Raw genomic sequence first — 16987 nt, 5'->3', positions numbered from 1 at the left:
CCGCAAGGTGACGACCGGGCTGCGTGCTGCACGGCCGCGGACCCGCCGCCCCTCTCTCCTTCACTCCTCGACGGTCCCCTCCGGCCGTGAGCCGGGGGCCAGGACCTTGGCGACGAAGCCCGCGAGCTGTTCCCGCATCCGCTCCCGCGGAATCCCCCGCTCGCCCGCCAGGTGCTCGACGAGGTCGGCCCGCGTGGCGGCGAGCAGGGCGTGGGCGGTGAAGTCGCTGTCGGCCAGGCCGGGGATCTGCTCCAGGACGGCTCGGAGCAGGCGGTGCCACCGCTCGTAGTGATCCGCCCGGTACGGGCTGCTGTCGCTCCCGCTGTCCTCCAGGGCCAGCGCGAGCGGCCCGTTGTCGAGCTTGAAGCACAGGACGGCATCGAGCAGGGCGCGTACGCGGTCCTGCGGCGGGGTCCCGGGCCCCAGCGGCGGCGGGCCTGCCTCGACGGCCTCTCTGACCGGTTCGAGCCGCGCCTCGTACAGCGCGCGCAGCAGCCCGGCGCGATCGCCGAAGGCCCGGAAGAGCGTGCCCTTGCCGACTCCGGCCGCCGCCGCGACGTCGGCCATCGTGATGTCCTCCGGACTCGCGCGGCGGCTGAAGAGGGCATCGGCAGCCGCGAGTACGGCCTCCCGGTTGCGGATGGCGTCCTTGCGGGACGACTGGCGTTCGGACATGCCGCTCCTTCCGTTTGCAAAACGGACCCACGGTCCATATCTTTAAGTGGACCCCGGGTCCGGATTCTACGACTGGAGGACACGTATGCCCGCACCGACCTCCCCGGCGGATCTCTTCCGCCGCAGCCTGCGACTGCTGCTCGACAAGGACATTCCCGCGTGGATCGCCCTGTGGGCCGAGGACGGAGTGATGGAGTTCCCGTTCGCTCCCGACGGCTGGCCCCGGCGCCTGGAGGGCAAAGAGGCCGTCGCCGCCTACATGCGCCACTACCCCGACCACATCGACCTGCACGACTTCCCCGAGCTGCGGATCCACCGGACCACCGATCCGCAGACCGTCGTGGTCGAGATGCGCGGGGTCGGCCGACTGGTGGAGAGCGACGCCCCCTTCGACATGACCTACATCGCCGTCGTGACCGTGCGCGACGGGCACTTCACCTCCTACCGCGACTACTGGAACCCCCTCGCCGTCCAGGAATCCGGCGCCGACTTCACCGGGAGCAGCCGATGACCTCCGCACCCACCACGCTGGTCGTCGGCGCGACCGGTACCACCGGAAGCCGCACCGCCGCGCAGCTGACGGCCGGAGGGCACCGCGTCAGGGCCGCCAGCCGCCGGGCCACGCCGGTCGCCGGGACCGAGCACGTCCCCTTCGACTGGTACGACCCCGCGACGCATGCGGCCGCTCTCGACGGCGTGGACCGCGTCTACCTCATTCCGCCCGTGGGCGACTCCGACCCTGCTGCGACGATGCTGCCGTTCCTCCGCGCGGCCCGCGCCGCCGGCGTGCGCCGCGCGGTGCTGCTCAGCTCCTCGGCCATCCCGGAGGGCGGCCCGGCGGTCGGAAAGGTGCACCAGGCCCTGCCCGGTCTCTTCGAGCAGTGGGCGGTGCTGCGCCCCTCGTGGTTCATGCAGAACTTCACCGGTACGCACGCCCACGCGCTCAGCATCCGCGACGAGGGCGTCATCCGGACCGCCACCGGAACCGGCCGGGTCGGCTTCGTCGACGCGGAGGACATCGCGGCCGTCGCCGTACGCGCTCTGACCGACGAGCAGGCCCCCGACACCGATCTCGTCCTCACCGGACCCGAGGCGCTCGGCCACGACGACATCGCCGCGATCATCACCGAGGTCACCGGCAGGCCCGTGGTCCACCATCGCCTGGCCTACGAGCAGTTGCGCGATCGCCTCACCACCCAGGGGGTGCCGGTGGAGTTCGCCGCGATGCTGGCCGGGATGGACCGCGCCATCGCGGAAGGGGCGGAGGACCGCGTCACCGACACCGTCCACCGCCTCACCGGCCGGCCCCCGCGGACCTTCCGGTCCCTCCTTGAGCGGGAGACGGGCCGGATCGGTTGATACTCCAGGGAGATCAGGGGTTCTGGTGGCGGCCCGACCGCGGCGGCAGGTGGATCATTGCGTCGCCTTCCGCAGCGCGGGCTCCAGGGCTTCCTTCACCAAGTCCGGTGAGCCCGCGAGCATGACCCGTCGTCCAGCCGCGCGTGACCGCGATCGTCATCGTGCGGCTGGACGAGCGCAGTTCTTCGTCCATCACGGTCCGCTCGTAACCGTGGGTCTGGCCTTCCACGCCCCTGAACTCGATCGCGCGCGTCTTCACGAGCACCTCGGCGGTGCCCTGGTCGCCGAGGACAGGAGTTCGCTGTACTCGGGACATGACGACCTCGCTCAGCTCCTGACCCTCCCACTCTGCAATCGGGAGCCGCATCCGCCCAGGGCCTCGGAGAAGATCGGAGGAGACGGGACCACGGGCCCGCACCGGACAACCGTCGGGTCCTACTCCGTCGCCGAGATCTACACGTACTACGTCCGCCACACCGTCATCACCTTCGAGGAGAACCCGCCGCCGGTCGCATGAACTGGCACTGCGACCGGCGAGGGCCGGCTTGCTCCGCCGCGTCAGGAACGGGACGAGCGTTGATCCGCTTCTGAACCGGCTTCCCTCAGCGCTTTTTTTCTGGCGCGGGCGCGACCCACGGCCTGGTTCGCGCCTTCCAGGGCCATGACGACGACCACGACAGTGATCAGGCGCTGCCACCACGGAAAGCCGAAGAACTCCCCGCACACATAACCCGTGCCGAACGCCACGACGAATCCCACCGCGAACGGGAGCGTCTTCACCTCGTTCTTCGAAGAGGCCGACCCCGATGGTGATGTCATGCCGAAAGCACGTCCTTCCTGTGACTGGTGACGGAAGAACGCGCCTTGTTCATCGGCGCATTACCGGGCGTCACCCCGGAAACGGCACGCAGCGCGCGCCTTCGACTCCCCCGTGCACTTCCCCCTGCTGATGAGCCGCATGACACCGATGTGGTCAGCATCGGGTGCGGCGCACGGCCGACCCTAACAGCGGAGCCGATGCAGTGTTCGCACTGGTCAGGGCAGGCGCTGCCCCGGGGCGGCGTCGAGCCGTACGAGAGCGGGGAGATCCCCTGTCCGCCCGTGCGGCCGGGCCTCGGCGTTCTCGGCCATTCCCCCGGCGGGGCAGGCGCGTCGCGCGCGGCGCGCCCCGTCCGTGAGGTGCCGCGCCAGGATCTCGGCGGCTTCGTCGGCTTCCGGGAAGGAGGCGGTGACGGCGTAGTGGCGGTTGCCGACCTGGACGGTCGTCAGGGGCGCGGCCAGGAGATCCAGAAACCACGGCGCGTCAGCGGGGGAGGCCAGGATCCAGGCGCCGCGCCGCGCGTCGTACGCGGTGACCTCCAGCGCCGTGTGGCGGAGGCGGCCGTCCGTTCTGGCGGTGTGGTGCAGGAGCAGCAGACGGCGGCCCAGGACCGGTCCGAGACCCACCCGGAAAAGGACCACGCAGAGGCGTGCGCGGCGTCGGCGCCCGCCGCCCGGCGGTGGGCGGTTGTGCTGAACGCCATGCCGTCTCTTCGTCATCGAGCCGCCTCCTCGCGTCGTGCAGGGGAACCGATTGCGTAACGGAAACCTGAGCCAACCTTTAGCATGGGCAATCTTTGCATAGTCTAAAGCTGGGTCGCCGGGGAAGACGGCCCGCCGGAGGACGTCCGTCTGCTAGGAGCGTCATGGTCACTGGGAAGCGAGGGGACGGCGGAGCAATGCTGTCCTGGCTGCCGATCGTGGTGATGGCGGTCGTCGCCGGAATAGACCTGGCGGCCGGCCCGGAGGGGGGATTCCTTCCGCTGGTCTCCCTCGGCCCCGCCTTCGCGGGGCTGATCGGCACGTGGCGGCGTACGGCTCTCATCGGCGGCGTGGCCCTGCTGCTCTGCGCCGGTCTGGGCGTGTACGACGGGCTCTTCGACACCCGGCGGGGCTGGACCGCCATGGCCTCGGTCGCCGGAGTGACCCTGGCCGGGGCACTGGCCGCGGGCTCCCGGATGCGGCGCGAGGCGGAACTGGCCGGCGTGCGCTCGGTCGCCGAGGCGGCCCAGAGCGTGCTGCTGCGTCCCGTGCCCCGGCAGGTCGGAGAGCTGCGGGCCGCGGTCTCCTACACGTCCGCGGTCGCGGAGTCGCGGATCGGCGGCGACCTGTACGAGGTGGTGGCGTCGCCCTACGGGGTTCGCGTCATCGTCGGGGACGTCCAGGGCAAGGGACTCGCCGCGGTGGCGACGGCGGCCTCCGTCCTGGGGGTGTTCCGGGAGGCGGCGCACGACGAGCCGGATCTGACCGCACTCGCCGCCAGGCTGGAGCGCACCGTGGCCCGCGAGGCGGACGGGGAGAAGTTCGTGACGGCCGTCCTCGCCGAGATCCACACCGACGAGCAGGTGGCCGTCCTCCTGAACTGCGGACACCCCCCGCCCATGATCGTCCGCGCCGACGGCTCCACCGACCTTCCCCACCCGCCCGCTTACGCCCTTCCGCTGGGCCTGGGCATGCACGGCGGGGAGCCTCCGCGGACCCACCGGTCCAGGTTCGCTCCGGGCGACCAGCTGCTGCTCTACACCGACGGAGTCACCGAAGCGCGTAACGCCGAGGGCGTCTTCTACCCCCTGCAGGAACGGGCCGGACTGCTCGGCGACGCGGATGCCGGGCAGGCTCTTGCAGCACTGCGCGAGGACGTCACGCGTCACGCCGACGGCTCTTCGCACGACGACGCGGCGATGCTGCTGCTCCGCTACCGCTGACGCCGCAGGGGCACCGGTCGCGGCCCCCGCGGGCACGGGCCGCGGCGTACGCAGGATAGAAAGGTGTCATGGGCAGGAAAGCCGCTCCGGCGGGGCGCATGGACGATGTGGACGCGGTGACCGAGGCGGTGCTGACGGCCTCCCGGCTGCTGGTCGCGGTCTCCGCGCGCTCCCTGGCGGAGGTGGAGGAGCGGGTGACCCTCCCCCAGTTCCGGATGCTGGTCGTGCTCTCCTCCCGGGGGGACACCAAACTCGTCACGCTGGCGGAGCTGCTGGGCGTGGCCCCGTCCACGGCGATGCGCATGATCGACCGGCTGATCACGGCGGGACTGGCCGACCGGCAGACCAACCCGGGCAACCGCCGCGAAACCCTGCTCCGGCTGACCGAGGAGGGACGTCGCACGGTGGAGAACGTCACCGCGCGCCGGCGCGAGGAGATCGCCTCGATCGTTCAGCGTCTCTCCCCGCAGCAGCGGACGGCGTTGATCAGCGCGCTGACGGACTTCAACAGCGCGGGCGGCGAGCGGCCCGTGCTGCTGCCGGACGAGCGCCCGGGGCCGCATCCGCTGGGCTGGGGCGAGACGGCGGGCTGATCCGGGACCACGCCCCGGCATCGGAGCGTTGACGACCGCCTTCAGGAGGGCCTCGGCAGCCGCCTGCGCAGATGGAGGCTGCCGAGGCCCGGCATGATCAGCCCTTCAGGAACCGGATGACCTCCGGCGCAATCTTCTTCGGGGCCATCACGACGGCTCCGTGGTTGAGCCCCGGCAGGGTCCGGTGGTCGGCATGCGGCAGGATCTCCGCGAGGGCACGGGCCGCACGCCCGAAGGCCGCGGGACTCTTTCCTCCGGTCAGGATCTGAGTCGGCACCTCCACGCCGCTCCACTCCTCCGCGGCGAGCGGTCTGCCCTGCTGGGTGTCGCCCATGACCGCGATGTCGTACGGCAGGGTGCGGGCCAGAGAGACGAGACCCGCCCACATCTTCGGCATGAGCTTCATGAAGGACACGGCGATGCCCGGCATGCCCTGAACCTTCGTCATGAAGTACCTGACCGCATCCCCGTCCCTGTTCTCCGCGAGCCGTACGGTGATCTGCTCGGCGAGATCCACAGGCGGTCCGGCGTCTCCCTCGGCGGTGACGAACGGCGGTTCGTACAGGGCCAGTCGGTCCACCTTCACTCCGGCGACAGCCGCGCGCAGGGCCAGCACCGCTCCGGAGGACGAACCGAACAGCGATGCCGAGCCGCCGACCTGGTCGACCAGGGCCGCGATGTCCTCGACCTCACGCGCGACCGCGTACGTGTCGGCGTCACCGCTCGCACCCCGCCCGCGCCGGTCGTAGTTGACCACGGTGAAGTCCTCGGCGAGGAGCGCGGCGAGCTTGGCGGTGTCGGAACGGTCGGCCAGCGCCGAGGCCACCAGGACGACCGCGGGCCCGCTGCCCGACCGTTCGTAGGCGATCTCGGTGCCGTCGGCAGACACGACGGTGCCCGCGACGGGCCGGTTCAGGACCGGGGACATGGTCAACTCCTCTGAGCGACGGGGTAGAAGGCGACCGGCGGTCGCCCCGGGGTAGACCTCCGCACCGCCGCGAACTCATCGGTACCCGGCGGAGATCGAGTTCCACTGCCGTCCGGAGCGCATCGCGCCCTCGGGTGGCAGGCACTCCCCGCCCCCCTTGGCAGCATGTTGACATGACCTTGACACTTGCCCCGCCCGCGCCGGAGGCTCGGAATCCCCCACGAACCGCAGACGGCCATGACGACAATGAGGTGTAGCCCCCATGCGATCACGCCCCATCGGATTCCTCGTCTCGACCCTCGCCGGCGCCGCCCTGGCGTTCGGCGGCACCACCGCCTCCGCGAGCCCGGCCGCCGCCCCGGCCCCCGACTCCGCGTCGGGCGTCACCGCCCGTGCGGCCGACGGCTGCTACACCTGGAGCGGAACTCTCCGGGAGGGCTCCAGCGGTGAGGCGGTGCGTCAGCTCCAGATCCGGGTCGCGGGCTATCCCGGCACCGGCAACCAGATCGCCATCGACGGAGCGTTCGGCCCGGCGACGAAGGCGGCCGTGTCGCGCTTCCAGGCCGCGTACGGGCTGGCCGCCGACGGCATCGCGGGCCCCGCGACCTTCAACAAGATCTACCAGCTCCAGGACGACGACTGCACCCCGGTCAACTTCACCTACGCCGAGCTGAACCGCTGCAACTCCGACTGGTCCGGGGGCAAGGTCAGCGCCGCCACCGCCCGCGCCAACGCCCTGGTCACCATGTGGAAGCTCCAGGCCATGCGGCACGCCATGGGCGACCGGCCCATGACCGTCAACGGCGGCTTCCGCAGCGTTTCCTGCAACAGCGCCGTCGGCGGTGCCGCCAACAGCCGCCACATGTACGGCCACGCTGCCGACCTCGGCGCGGGATCCCAGGGCTTCTGCGCCCTCGCCCAGGCGGCCCGCAACCACGGCTTCACCGAGATCCTCGGCCCGGGCTACCCGGGCCACAACGACCACACCCACGTCGCCGGCGGCAGCGGCCGCTTCTGGTCCGCGCCCAGCTGCGGCATCTGACACCGCGGCGCTCTCCTGACGTACGGGGCCTCCGCTCGGCGGACCGGAGGCCCCGTACCCGTGCCCGTGCCCGTCCACCGAAACGCGTGCGCGATGCTCCGCAGTGGTCGGTTCTTCGTCCTGAGGCTACGGTTCGAGCCGCGCGACCCCTCCCGTTTCGAGGGCAGCCCACAGAGCGCCGTCGGGCCCCAGGGCGATGCCGTGCGGCTCGGACGACGGTGACGGCAGGCTGTACTCGGTGATCTCGCCGCTGCCGGTGACGTGACCGATGCTGTTGGCTCCCCACTCGGTGAACCAGCAGTCCCCGGTGGAGGTCGCGACGATCGCATGGGGTTTGGCCGCACGGTCAGGGAGCGGGAACTCCTTGATCGCGCCGTCCACCGAGATCCTGCCGATCTGGCCGGCTACGATCTCGACGAACCACAGGGCGTCGCCGTCGCTGGTGATGCCCACGGGTGCAGCGCTCGGGGTGGGGAGCGGGTGGATGACGATGTCTCCGTGGACGGTGATGCGGCCGATCGCGTTCGCCTGGTTGAGGGTGAACCACAGGGCCCCGTCCGGGCCTGCGGTGATCGCCGAGGGATAGGCGCCCGTACAGGGAAGGACGAACTCGGTGATCTCTCCCGTGGTGGTGATGCGACCGATCCGGTCGGTGTTCATCTCTGCGAACCACATCGCGTCGTCCGGACCGGCGGTGATCCCGAAGGGTCCGCTGCCGGGCGTCGGCACGGGGAAGGAGTCCGTTTCACCGTCGGCGGTGATGCGGCCGATCCGGTGGTCCTGGGACCGGGTGAACCACAGTGCTCCGTCGGGCCCGGGGGTGATGACCGTAGGGCGGCACTCGGGCGGTTCCAGGGGGTATTCGTCGAGTTCACCGTCGAGGGTGAGGCGCGCGATGCGGCCGCTGTGCGCGAAGGTGAGCCACAGGGCGTTGTCAGGTCCGGCCGCGATGCCGTACGGTCCGGCGTCCTTGTCGGCCACGGACATCTCGCTCACGGTCACAGCAACTCCTTGCGGGGGTGGAGTGGAGTGGGGGTCAACCGGCGTTCCCGGCCGACGCCGTAGCCCGGTCCCGCACCAGGTCGAGAATGATCGCTGCGAGGTCAGCGGGCCGGGTCATGGGGATGTTGTGGTTCGACCTGATGTCGATCAGCCGGCGCCCGGGGGCGGCATCGACGACGGCTCGCACTTCGTCGCGCCGCGAGGCGTAGAAACCGTCCTCGGCCAGCACGACGGTCATCGGACAGGTGAGGCGGTCGTACACCTCGACACTCGGGAAGACCTCCGCGTCGGGGTCCACGGCGGTGACGGTTGCGATCTCCTCGATGGCCGGTCGCCGTACCCACCGGTGGCCGCGGTGCAGGAAGGAGCGCCGCGTGACCTCCTCGACGAGTTCGCGCCGTGCCCCGGCGTTGAGCCAGTCTCCTCCGGCCTCCCGCGCGCACTGCTCGGCATAGGCATGCATCTGGTCGTCATGCGCTTCCCAGCCGTAGCGGAACATCGTCCGCAGACGGACCGCCGCCTCCGTGGTGCGCGCGGCGGCGTGCTCGGCGAGTGACGCGCCACGGTCGTCGAGGACCACGCCGTCCACGATGCAGAGGGCGGCCGGTTGCACGAGGCCACCGGCCGTGGCAGCCGTCACCGCGTACCCGCCGGTGGAATGGCCCACCAGCACGGGACGGTCCCAGTCCAGCGCGGTGACGACGCTACCGATGTCCCGCCAGTACTGCTCCGGACCCGTGGAGTCGAGCCGGGTCTGCCCGTGGCCACGGAGGTCGATGGCGATCGGATGACACTCACTCACCAGACGGGACGCCACGTCCCCCCAGGCGGCAGCGTTGTGTCCGCTGCCGTGGACCAGCAGCACCCCCTCGCCGTGGCCGCCGAAGTCCACACCCGAGAGGACCCCGTCCACGACGGGCAGTTCGATCTCTGATCCGATCACCCCTGCACCCTGACGCCCAGAAGCCGACAAGCGCAACTGCTTTCTCGCGGGAGGTCGGCGCGGGGTGAGGATGCCTTGGGCTACCAGCCCATCCCCACCACCACGGCCAGCGCCGCGAGCAGCACGCACAGAGCGCCGTTGACGATCCGGTGCTCCCAGAACACCGCGACGAACTCCCGGATCGTCGCGCTCGGCCAGAAGTACGCGGCGGTGGGCGAGCCGATCACCTGGCCGCGCACGCCCTCCTTGCGGGCGGTCATCGCGGCTCGGAACGCGTGGAAGTTGTTGGTCACCACGACGCAGACGTACCCCTCGTCGGCCCCCTCCATCAGGCTTCGGCTGAAGCGCAGGTTCTCCGTCGTCGTACGGGAGCGGTTCTCCTCCAGGACGAGGTCCGGGTCGGCACCCTCGGCCACCAGCCAGCGGCCCATCGCCTCGGCCTCCGGCAGCTTCTCGTCCGGGCCCTGGCCGCCGGAGACCAGCAGGACGGGAGTTGGTCCGCCCCGGGCGATCTGCCGCTGCTGAACGCGGAGTCCGGAACGCAGACGCGAGGCGAGCAGCGGCGGCACGCGTTCCCCGCCGATGAGGCCCGAACCCAGCATCACCACGAAGTCCACGTCGCCGCGCACCCGGATGCGGCCGTACAGGAAGGCGTAGGCGAGGAAGCAGAGGAAAAGGAAGGCGACATAGCCGGTGATCAGCACGACGGCCAGGATGAAGGAGCGGTACGGCTTGGAGCCGCCGAGGTAGTCGGCGGTGACCACCAGGGCCAGGACGGCGAAGATGCCGATCCCGGCGAGTCCGGAGAGCAGATTGGCGGGGCGGCGGCCCTCCTTGCGGACCATGGTGAGGCCGTTGACCACGAGGAAGCCGCCGAGGACCACGACCGCGAGCACGGGTACCAGGAAGACCAGCGCGTACACCGGCACAGCCAGGCTGTCCGGCAGCCGGTCCACCTGCGTCAGCAGGGCGAACGACAGGCTCAGCACGGTCAGGCCGAGCAGCACCGCGTTACGGAACTGGCGGCGGTCCTGCCGTACGCCCCAGCAGAACCAGAGCAGGAACACGGCCGTCGGGGCGAAAGCGATCACGGGGAGCCTCGGGTTCGTCGGTACGTCGGTACGTCTGCGGCGAAGCGCCGGCCGCGGATCCGCGGGGGTGCGGCGGTCACTGCCCGGAGCGGCGGTTCTCGTCCACCCAGTCGTCGTTCGTCTGCCACGCGTACAGGGTGTGGTCCTTGAGCGCCACGTAGTAGGAGCCGCAGCGGCCCTTCGCCCTGCTCGCGGTCCCCGAGGGGAACCAGGACGCGCTGATCTCGGGGTCCGGAGCGCTCCCGCCGCCGAGCGCTTCGCACAGCGCGGGGAGACGGCCGTCGTGGAGCGTGGCCTTGAGGATGCGTTCGCCGCCGGTGGTCCGCATGGCGTACTCGACGGACGAGGCGTCGTCCGGCAGCCAGCGGGGAACGGACTCGCGCTCCTCCTTGGCGTCCTTGCCCGTGGCGTAGGACGAGGTCTGCTCGTGGCGTCCGTCGTACCACTCCTTGGCCTCGGGTACGGCCACGGCGGCCGCGACTCCGAGGACCGCCACGGCGCCGACGACGCCTATCAGAACGCCACGCATGTTCTCACTCCTGATGCCTGTTGCGACTACGAGCAGATCTCTTCTGCTCACCTCAATTCTTGACCGCTCACGCGCCGGAAACATCAACCTATGGGGCTTTTAGGGGTACATCTCTGGTCGCACAGACCCTGAGGCCTACGCGTCGCCCTCCCGCCAGTCACCGAGGTCCATGTTGCCCAGCGCCAGGTTGACCACCATCATCCCGGCGACCTCGGCGTCCACCCGGAAGGAGTTCCCGACCTCGTCCTCCAGGGGGACCACCCGGACGGAATGTCCGGGCTCACGCAGGGTGGCGCTGTCGGCGATCAGCACCGTGTCGGAGATCATCGCTTCCGGATCCGCGCCCGGGCGGACCTGGGGGCCATCACCTGCTCCGGTGTGGCGCCCGCGTAGGCCGGATCGTCGACGAAGGTGACGTACTCGCCGAAGTCCTCGATCACGTCCGACGCCGCCCCTCGGCCCCGGCGCACACGGTCGACCACGGAAGCCCAGGCCGCGTCGTCGCCGAAGTAGGTACGGACGAGGAGATCGGTCTCCTGGACGAGCACGGGCAGCGCGCGCCGGAGGGGTGTAGCGGGGTGGGTCGGTCCGCGTCTCCAACGCGAAACCGGCGGGCTCGTAGCCGTCCTCTTCCTCCGGCTCCTCCCCGTCCTCCCACTCGGCGGGAGCCTCCTCGGCGAACCGGTCGAAGGCGAAGGAGAGCCCCCGGTGCAGCGCCAGGTACGCCATGGCCGTCTGCCGCGGCGTGATCCAGAAGGCCTGCCCATCGCTGCCGCTGAAGGCCAGCAGCGGGCGCGCCTCCGCGTCGCGCGTGGTCCGGGCGTCGGTGAGCACCACCAGGTCGGGTATCCATGCCCCGGGGCGGTCGAAGGCCACGGCGATCTCCTCGGGGGTGGCGCGGGCGGATCCTCCCCAGCCGGGCTCCTCCGCCACGATCAGCCGCCTGGGAATGGACGCCTCGGCTTCGGCCGCACCCCCTGCCCCGGGCGGACGCATACCGGGCAGCTCGCCCATCCGCTCAAGGACGTCCTCCCAGGCATCGCTTTCGCTGCCGTCGTCGGTGCGCAGCAGCAGGATCCCGGGCACGCGGATCGCTTCGTCGCGGGGAGGGAGAGGAAAGGGGGGACGCATCGGCGGACACCTCGTCAGATCGATTGCACAGGGCCGGAGAAGACCTCTCTCAGGTCCAACATCCGCCTCTGACAGAGAGGCCGCGGGAGGCACACGGTCGCGGCGGCCACCGCCCGCGGTGCGGCAGCCCTACGCTGCCCCCGTGCACAGCATCGAGCTGCTACCGGACGCCGCGACCGACCGAGCCGTACGGGGCGTGTGGCGGTCCCTCGCGGACGAGGGCCTGCCCAGCCAGAGCGCCCACCGCCACCCGACCAACCGGCCGCACCTCACGCTCGCCACGGCCGAGACGATTCCCCCGGAAGCCCGCACCGCACTGGCGGAGGCCCTCGCCGCGCTCCCCCTCCCCCTCCACCTGACCGGGCTGCTGCGCTTCTCCGGCCGGGTCAACGTGCTGGCCTGGGCGGTCCGGCCCGACGCCGCCCTCCTGGAACTGCACGAGACGGTGTGGCGGATCCTGCGGGAATCGCACGGAGGCGGCGACCGCTCCAACCCGCTGCTCTCCCCCGCCCGATGGGTCCCGCACATCACGCTCGGCCGGGGCCGGGGCGCGGTGTGGCCCGGCCCCGACGGCCGGTGGCTCCCCGAGGAAGCCACCGGGCCGGGCGCCCTGCCGGGGCGGTGGGCCGAGGCCCGCTCCTACGACTCGACGAGCCGGACGACGGCGGGCATCGGGCCGGGGGCGCCGTGAGTTGCCGCCGCCTGCGCGCCAGGGCGCCCCCCATTCCCTTACGTCAGCGCACCAGCCGGACCAGCTTGTGGTTGGCGAACTCCTCCATGCCGAACCGGCCCAGCTCCCGACCGAAGCCGGACCGCTTGACCCCGCCGAACGGCAGCTCCGCCGCGGTGCCGGACGGGGCGCCGACGAAGACCATGCCGGTCTGCAGGCGCTGGGCCACCCGCTCGGCCTGGGCGTCGTCGTCGGTCTGGATCGAGGCGCTGAGACCGTAGGGCGAGTTGTTGGCGAAGTCGACGGCCTCCTCCTCGGAGCCGACCTTGAACAGCAGGGCCACCGGTCCGAACAGCTCTTCCTTGTAGGCCCGCATGTCCGGGGTGATGCCCGCGAGCACGGTGGGCTCGTACCAGGCGCCGGGGCGGTCGATGCGCTTGCCGCCGGCCAGCACCGTGGCCCCCTTGGAGATCGCGTCCTGGACCTGCTCGTCCAGGGTCTCGACCGCCTTCTCCGACGAGAGGGGTCCCATGAAGGTGTCCGGGTCGGTGGGGTCGCCGACGGTGATGCCCCGGACCGCATCCGTGAAGGCGGTCGAGAAGCCCTCGTAGTGCTCGTCCAGGGCGATGATGCGCTTGGCGGCGTTGCAGGCCTGGCCCGCGTTGCCCATCCGGCCGATCAGCGCGTTCTTCACCACCTGCTCCATGTTGGACGCGCCGAGGATCAGATACGGGTCGGAGCCGCCCAGCTCCAGCACGACCTTCTTGAGGTTGCGGCCCGCGATCTCCGCGACGGCCGCGCCCGCCCGCTCCGAACCCGTCAGCGAGACGCCGTGGATCCGGTCGTCACCGATCAGCGTCTCGATCTGCTCGTTGGTGGCGAAGATGTTGACGTACGCCCCCTTGGGCAGTCCCGCGTCCAGGAACAGCCGCTCCATCGCCAGCGCCGACTCCGGGCACTGCGGCGCGTGCTTGAGCAGGACCGCGTTGCCCAGCATCAGGTTCGGTGCGGCGAACCGGGCCACCTGGTAGTACGGGAAGTTCCACGGCATGATCCCCAGCAGCGTGCCGACCGCCTCCTTCCGGATGACGGCCCGGCCGCCGGAGGCGACGTCCAGCTCCTCCGTCTCCAGGAAGCCCTCGCCCCGGTCGGCGTAGTAGCGGTAGATGGACACGACGGTGCGGAGCTCCCCGAGGGCCTGCTTGACCGGCTTGCCCATCTCGCGGGTGATGATGGCGGCGAGCTGGTCCTTGCGCTCCTCGTACAGGTCCGCGACCCGTCGCAGCACCTCGGCCCGCTCCGCCGCCGGCCGGGCGGCCCAGGCGCGCTGCGCGTCGTCGGCCAGGGCGAGCGCGTCGCGCAGCTCGCCGTCGGTGGCGGTGGGGTACTCCTGTTCCGTCTCACCGGTGGCAGGGTTGACGACTCGGTACGTACTCATGACTTCCTTCCGTGGACAGCTCCCGGAAAAGGTCCTGCGAGACGGAAACGACCGCAGGACCACCGGGCGGACATTCGGGTACCCATCCGGCAGATGCGCACACCTCGACCCTCCCACCGCGCTCGCGACTCCGCCCGGTGTCGCCCTCGCGAATCCGGCCGGCCGCACGGATCCGGCGCATCATGAGGGCATGCCTGAGGACATGCCGCCCGAGAGCGACGGCCCGGACCGGACGGACGACGGGCGGTACGTGATCATCAAGGGGCGGCGCTGGCGGGCGACCGACCCTGCCGTCCCCGAGCACGCGGCCGCCGCTCTGCGCTCCCACCTGATGGCGGCGCGGCGGGCGGTACGGGAGGCGAAGCGCGCGACGGACGATGCCGGGCTGCGCCGGGCGCGTGACCGCGTCCAGCGGGCGAAGGTCGCACTCGGCGAGCGGGGCGACCCGTGGTGGGAGCAGTCGGGGCGGGAGCGCGACCGGCGGTGGCGCGACGGGCTCGCCTGGTTCGACGGTCACGGGGAGCGGTGAGCCGCTGCTCCGCCCGGGCGGTCGACGGCCTCTCGCGTCGGGGGCATCGGCTCTGTCGTACCGAACCGCTACTGTCCGGCGCATGGAGAACACGATCCCTCGCGGCAACTGGCTCGACGACGACATATTCCATACGTTCGTGAGAGAGGTCGCACCGCTCCACTTCGGCTCCTGGAGCCTGGCCGATGTCGAGCGCACAACCTCCGCGCTGGGCTGGGAACTTCGGGAGCCGAAGGAAGTCGCGGGCCAGGTCTGGCGCAGGTTCGCTCCCCGGAAGGGGCCTTCGGCCGGATACGGCACCCTGATCGCCGACGCATCGGAGCCCGAGCAGCTGCGCAAGCTGAACGTCCGCGTCGTCGACCTGCCGCCCGAGGACCTGGCCACGGCCACCGGCTTCATCCGTGCCGCCTGGTGGGTGATGGAGGACGAGCTGGGCCCGCCCACGCTGTGGGGAGGCGACTCGGGGCCGTGGATGCTGTGGCGGCGCCCCGGCACCAGCATCCTCGTGCACTCGCACGACGGGGGCGAGGTGAGCTGCGAACTCCTCCCTGCCGCAACGGACAGCGATGGCGCCGGGAGGGGCTACTCCCGTGGCCGCTGGCGTGCCGCCGAACCTGCCGACCTGCCGCCCGCCTCACCGGAACTGCCCGGCACCACCTGGGAGCAGGTCGAGAAGCGCCTGGCCGAAACCCTTCGGTCCCTCGGCCGCGACACCCCGTTCTTCCCCGGCCGGTTCATCCTGCACCTGGGAGACGCCCGCGATCCCCAGCGCTTCGTCCAGTGCTGGAGCCAGGATCTGACCCTCGTCGTCGAGGCCACCGGCCATCTGCACCGGCCGGACGCGGCCGACGCCGCCCGCCTGGCGCAGAACGGCTGGGAGTTCTCCCGCTCCATCTGGCAACGCCGGTTCCCCGACGCCATGGCCGGCCCCGCGCACGCGGCGACGGCCGCCCGCATGCTCGTCGAGGAGCTGCGGCAGCTGGGCGTCGATCTGTCCGACCTCTCCTACGACGGGACCATGAGCGGTCGCGGGCGCGGCTTCCACCTCGACCTGCCGGATCTGGGGATCCCGCGCGTCCACCACTCCGCCGCCTGAACTCCCGTGCAGGGGGCAGTCGTTGCCGGAATCATTGACAGCGCCGCGCCCCGCTGTCACCGTCCTGACTGACGGCGGCAGTCGCGGACCGGATCCCCACCGGTCCGCCGTACGCACGTACGTACCCCCACCACCCCCACCACCCCCACCTTGGCGCCCCCTCCCCACCGCTCGGCCGCCGCAGATTGGGAGCGCTCCCACAGAAGGGCCGCACTCATGAAGAGACTTCTGCGCACGCTCGTCGCCTCGGCCTTCGCCTGCCTCCTGCTCCCCCTCTCCTCGGGACAGCCGGCCGCCGCCACCGCCCAGGCCGACCCCATCGGCATGACCAGCGGGTTCTACACCGACCCCCACTCGACGCCCGCCGTCTGGGCCGCCGCGAACCCCGGTGACGGCCGGGCCGCCGCCATCCGCGACAACATCGCCGCACGGCCGATGGCCCGCTGGTTCGGCGCCTGGAGCGGGGACATCGGGGCGGCGGTCAGCTCGTACGTGGGCGCGGCCGACGCCGCCGACAAGCTGCCCGTCCTCATCGCGTACAACATCCCCGGGCGCGACGCCTGCGGCGGCCACTCCGGCGGCGGCGCGGGCACCCCGAGCGCGTACCGCTCCTGGATCTCCGCGTTCGCCTCCGCCATCGGGTCGCGGCCGGCGCTGGTGGTCATCGAGCCCGATTCGCTGGGCGACTTCAGCTGCCTGAGCCAGGCCCGGATCGACGAGCGCAACGGGATGCTCCGGGACGCGCTGGCGCAGTTCACCGCGCACGCCCCCAACACCTGGACCTACCTGGACGCCGGAAACCCGGCCTGGATCGGCGCGGACACCATGGCGCAGCACCTCGACGGCGCCGGGGCCCGGCAGGCGCACGGCTTCACACTGAACATCTCGAACTACTACGCCACCGGCGAGAACTCCGCGTACGGCAACGCCATCAACGGCTCCCTGTCGGCGTCCTACGGCTACACGAAGCCGTACGTCATCGACACCAGCCGCAACGGCAACGGCTCCAACGGCGAGTGGTGCAACCCGGGCGGACGCAGGACGGGAGCCGTCAGTCAGACGGGCGGCGGGGCCGAGATGCTGCTGTGGCTGAAGACCCCCGGCGAGTCGGACGGCAACTGCGGGGTCGGGGCCGGTTCCGTGGCCGGGCAGTTCCTGCCGGAGGTCGCGTACAAGATGATCCACGGGTACTGAGAGCGGTCCACCTGGCCGTCCGT

General features: G+C 71.4%; 21 protein-coding genes. 9 read left to right on the top strand and 12 right to left on the bottom strand.

From position 1 onward, the window contains the following. Window positions 1-60: 60 nt before the first annotated feature. Window positions 61-675, bottom strand: a complete 615-nt coding sequence (locus tag WQO_RS23310; RefSeq protein WP_010063285.1) for a TetR/AcrR family transcriptional regulator — start codon at window positions 673-675, stop codon at window positions 61-63. An 85-nt stretch (window positions 676-760) separates the two neighbouring features. Between WQO_RS23310 and WQO_RS23305 the strand changes: the two genes are divergently transcribed. Both WQO_RS23305 and WQO_RS23300 read left to right on the top strand, forming a co-directional pair. Then, window positions 761-1186: a nuclear transport factor 2 family protein gene (locus WQO_RS23305; protein WP_010063287.1), complete on the top strand. Its 426-nt coding sequence runs from the start codon at window positions 761-763 to the stop codon at window positions 1184-1186. Beyond that, window positions 1183-2034, top strand: coding sequence for an NmrA family NAD(P)-binding protein (locus WQO_RS23300; protein ID WP_010063288.1), 852 nt, complete (start codon window positions 1183-1185; stop codon window positions 2032-2034). Before WQO_RS23305 ends, WQO_RS23300 begins: the two co-directional genes overlap by 4 nt. Before the next feature lie 13 nt (window positions 2035-2047). Here WQO_RS23300 and WQO_RS36160 read toward each other — a convergent pair whose 3' ends face one another. From WQO_RS36160 to WQO_RS23285, 3 genes are all read right to left on the bottom strand, one after another. Further along, complete coding sequence (locus WQO_RS36160; protein WP_158514072.1) at window positions 2048-2350, bottom strand: hypothetical protein; 303 nt, start codon at window positions 2348-2350, stop codon at window positions 2048-2050. 242 nt (window positions 2351-2592) lie between these two features. After that, window positions 2593-2814 carry a hypothetical protein gene (locus tag WQO_RS23290; RefSeq protein ID WP_010063290.1) on the bottom strand — a complete coding sequence of 74 codons (222 nt, stop codon included), beginning with the start codon at window positions 2812-2814 and terminating at the stop codon, window positions 2593-2595. Between the two features lie 255 nt (window positions 2815-3069). Then, window positions 3070-3573, bottom strand: a complete 504-nt coding sequence (locus WQO_RS23285; protein WP_029182580.1) for a nitroreductase/quinone reductase family protein — start codon at window positions 3571-3573, stop codon at window positions 3070-3072. 146 nt (window positions 3574-3719) lie between these two features. Here WQO_RS23285 and WQO_RS23280 point away from each other — a divergent pair, with 146 nt between their 5' ends. Both WQO_RS23280 and WQO_RS23275 read left to right on the top strand, forming a co-directional pair. Continuing rightward, a complete protein-coding gene (locus tag WQO_RS23280; protein ID WP_029182581.1) occupies window positions 3720-4778 on the top strand; it encodes a PP2C family protein-serine/threonine phosphatase in 1059 nt (352 codons plus the stop codon). A gap of 68 nt (window positions 4779-4846) precedes the next feature. Beyond that, window positions 4847-5371 (top strand): MarR family winged helix-turn-helix transcriptional regulator, encoded by a 525-nt coding sequence (locus tag WQO_RS23275; RefSeq protein WP_029182582.1) that lies wholly within the window; start codon window positions 4847-4849, stop codon window positions 5369-5371. A gap of 97 nt (window positions 5372-5468) precedes the next feature. Here the strand turns inward: WQO_RS23275 and WQO_RS23270 are convergent, their stop codons facing one another. Next, window positions 5469-6299 (bottom strand): alpha/beta fold hydrolase, encoded by an 831-nt coding sequence (locus WQO_RS23270; RefSeq protein ID WP_010063294.1) that lies wholly within the window; start codon window positions 6297-6299, stop codon window positions 5469-5471. Window positions 6300-6561: 262 nt separating this feature from the next. Between WQO_RS23270 and WQO_RS23265 the strand changes: the two genes are divergently transcribed. Then, window positions 6562-7341 carry a D-Ala-D-Ala carboxypeptidase family metallohydrolase gene (locus WQO_RS23265; protein WP_010063296.1) on the top strand — a complete coding sequence of 260 codons (780 nt, stop codon included), beginning with the start codon at window positions 6562-6564 and terminating at the stop codon, window positions 7339-7341. 126 nt (window positions 7342-7467) lie between these two features. Here the strand turns inward: WQO_RS23265 and WQO_RS23260 are convergent, their stop codons facing one another. From WQO_RS23260 to WQO_RS37425, 6 genes are all read right to left on the bottom strand, one after another. Next, window positions 7468-8343, bottom strand: a complete 876-nt coding sequence (locus WQO_RS23260; protein WP_010063298.1) for a Vgb family protein — start codon at window positions 8341-8343, stop codon at window positions 7468-7470. Window positions 8344-8377: 34 nt separating this feature from the next. After that, a complete protein-coding gene (locus tag WQO_RS23255; protein ID WP_010063300.1) occupies window positions 8378-9286 on the bottom strand; it encodes an alpha/beta fold hydrolase in 909 nt (302 codons plus the stop codon). An 80-nt stretch (window positions 9287-9366) separates the two neighbouring features. Beyond that, on the bottom strand, window positions 9367-10377 hold the full coding sequence (locus WQO_RS23250; RefSeq protein WP_010063301.1) for a YdcF family protein: 1011 nt from the start codon (window positions 10375-10377) through the stop codon (window positions 9367-9369). A 76-nt stretch (window positions 10378-10453) separates the two neighbouring features. Then, entirely contained in the window at window positions 10454-10906 is a 453-nt protein-coding gene (locus WQO_RS23245; RefSeq protein ID WP_010063302.1) for a hypothetical protein, read from the bottom strand. A gap of 135 nt (window positions 10907-11041) precedes the next feature. Beyond that, on the bottom strand, window positions 11042-11233 hold the full coding sequence (locus WQO_RS37430) for a DUF6924 domain-containing protein (protein ID WP_029182583.1): 192 nt from the start codon (window positions 11231-11233) through the stop codon (window positions 11042-11044). After that, a complete protein-coding gene (locus WQO_RS37425) occupies window positions 11230-11673 on the bottom strand; it encodes a DUF6924 domain-containing protein (RefSeq protein ID WP_418082115.1) in 444 nt (147 codons plus the stop codon). Before WQO_RS37425 ends, WQO_RS37430 begins: the two co-directional genes overlap by 4 nt. A gap of 506 nt (window positions 11674-12179) precedes the next feature. Here WQO_RS37425 and WQO_RS23235 point away from each other — a divergent pair. After that, window positions 12180-12728: a 2'-5' RNA ligase family protein gene (locus WQO_RS23235; RefSeq protein ID WP_010063303.1), complete on the top strand. Its 549-nt coding sequence runs from the start codon at window positions 12180-12182 to the stop codon at window positions 12726-12728. 43 nt (window positions 12729-12771) lie between these two features. Here the strand turns inward: WQO_RS23235 and WQO_RS23230 are convergent, their stop codons facing one another. Beyond that, entirely contained in the window at window positions 12772-14145 is a 1374-nt protein-coding gene (locus WQO_RS23230; RefSeq protein ID WP_010063304.1) for an NAD-dependent succinate-semialdehyde dehydrogenase, read from the bottom strand. Between the two features lie 202 nt (window positions 14146-14347). Here WQO_RS23230 and WQO_RS23225 point away from each other — a divergent pair, with 202 nt between their 5' ends. From WQO_RS23225 to WQO_RS23215, 3 genes are all read left to right on the top strand, one after another. Beyond that, entirely contained in the window at window positions 14348-14674 is a 327-nt protein-coding gene (locus WQO_RS23225; protein WP_010063305.1) for a hypothetical protein, read from the top strand. A gap of 82 nt (window positions 14675-14756) precedes the next feature. Continuing rightward, the gene (locus WQO_RS23220) at window positions 14757-15770 is read left to right on the top strand and encodes a TY-Chap domain-containing protein (RefSeq protein WP_010063306.1); all 1014 of its coding nucleotides are present in this window, start codon (window positions 14757-14759) and stop codon (window positions 15768-15770) included. A gap of 216 nt (window positions 15771-15986) precedes the next feature. Then, on the top strand, window positions 15987-16964 hold the full coding sequence (locus WQO_RS23215; protein ID WP_010063308.1) for a glycoside hydrolase family 6 protein: 978 nt from the start codon (window positions 15987-15989) through the stop codon (window positions 16962-16964). Window positions 16965-16987: the final 23 nt, after the last annotated feature.

The organism is Streptomyces globisporus C-1027, from assembly GCF_000261345.2.
Lineage (GTDB): Bacteria > Actinomycetota > Actinomycetes > Streptomycetales > Streptomycetaceae > Streptomyces > Streptomyces pakalii.
The sequence above is the reverse complement of the archived record's forward strand: the minus strand, read 5'-3'. Positions and strand labels throughout refer to the sequence as shown.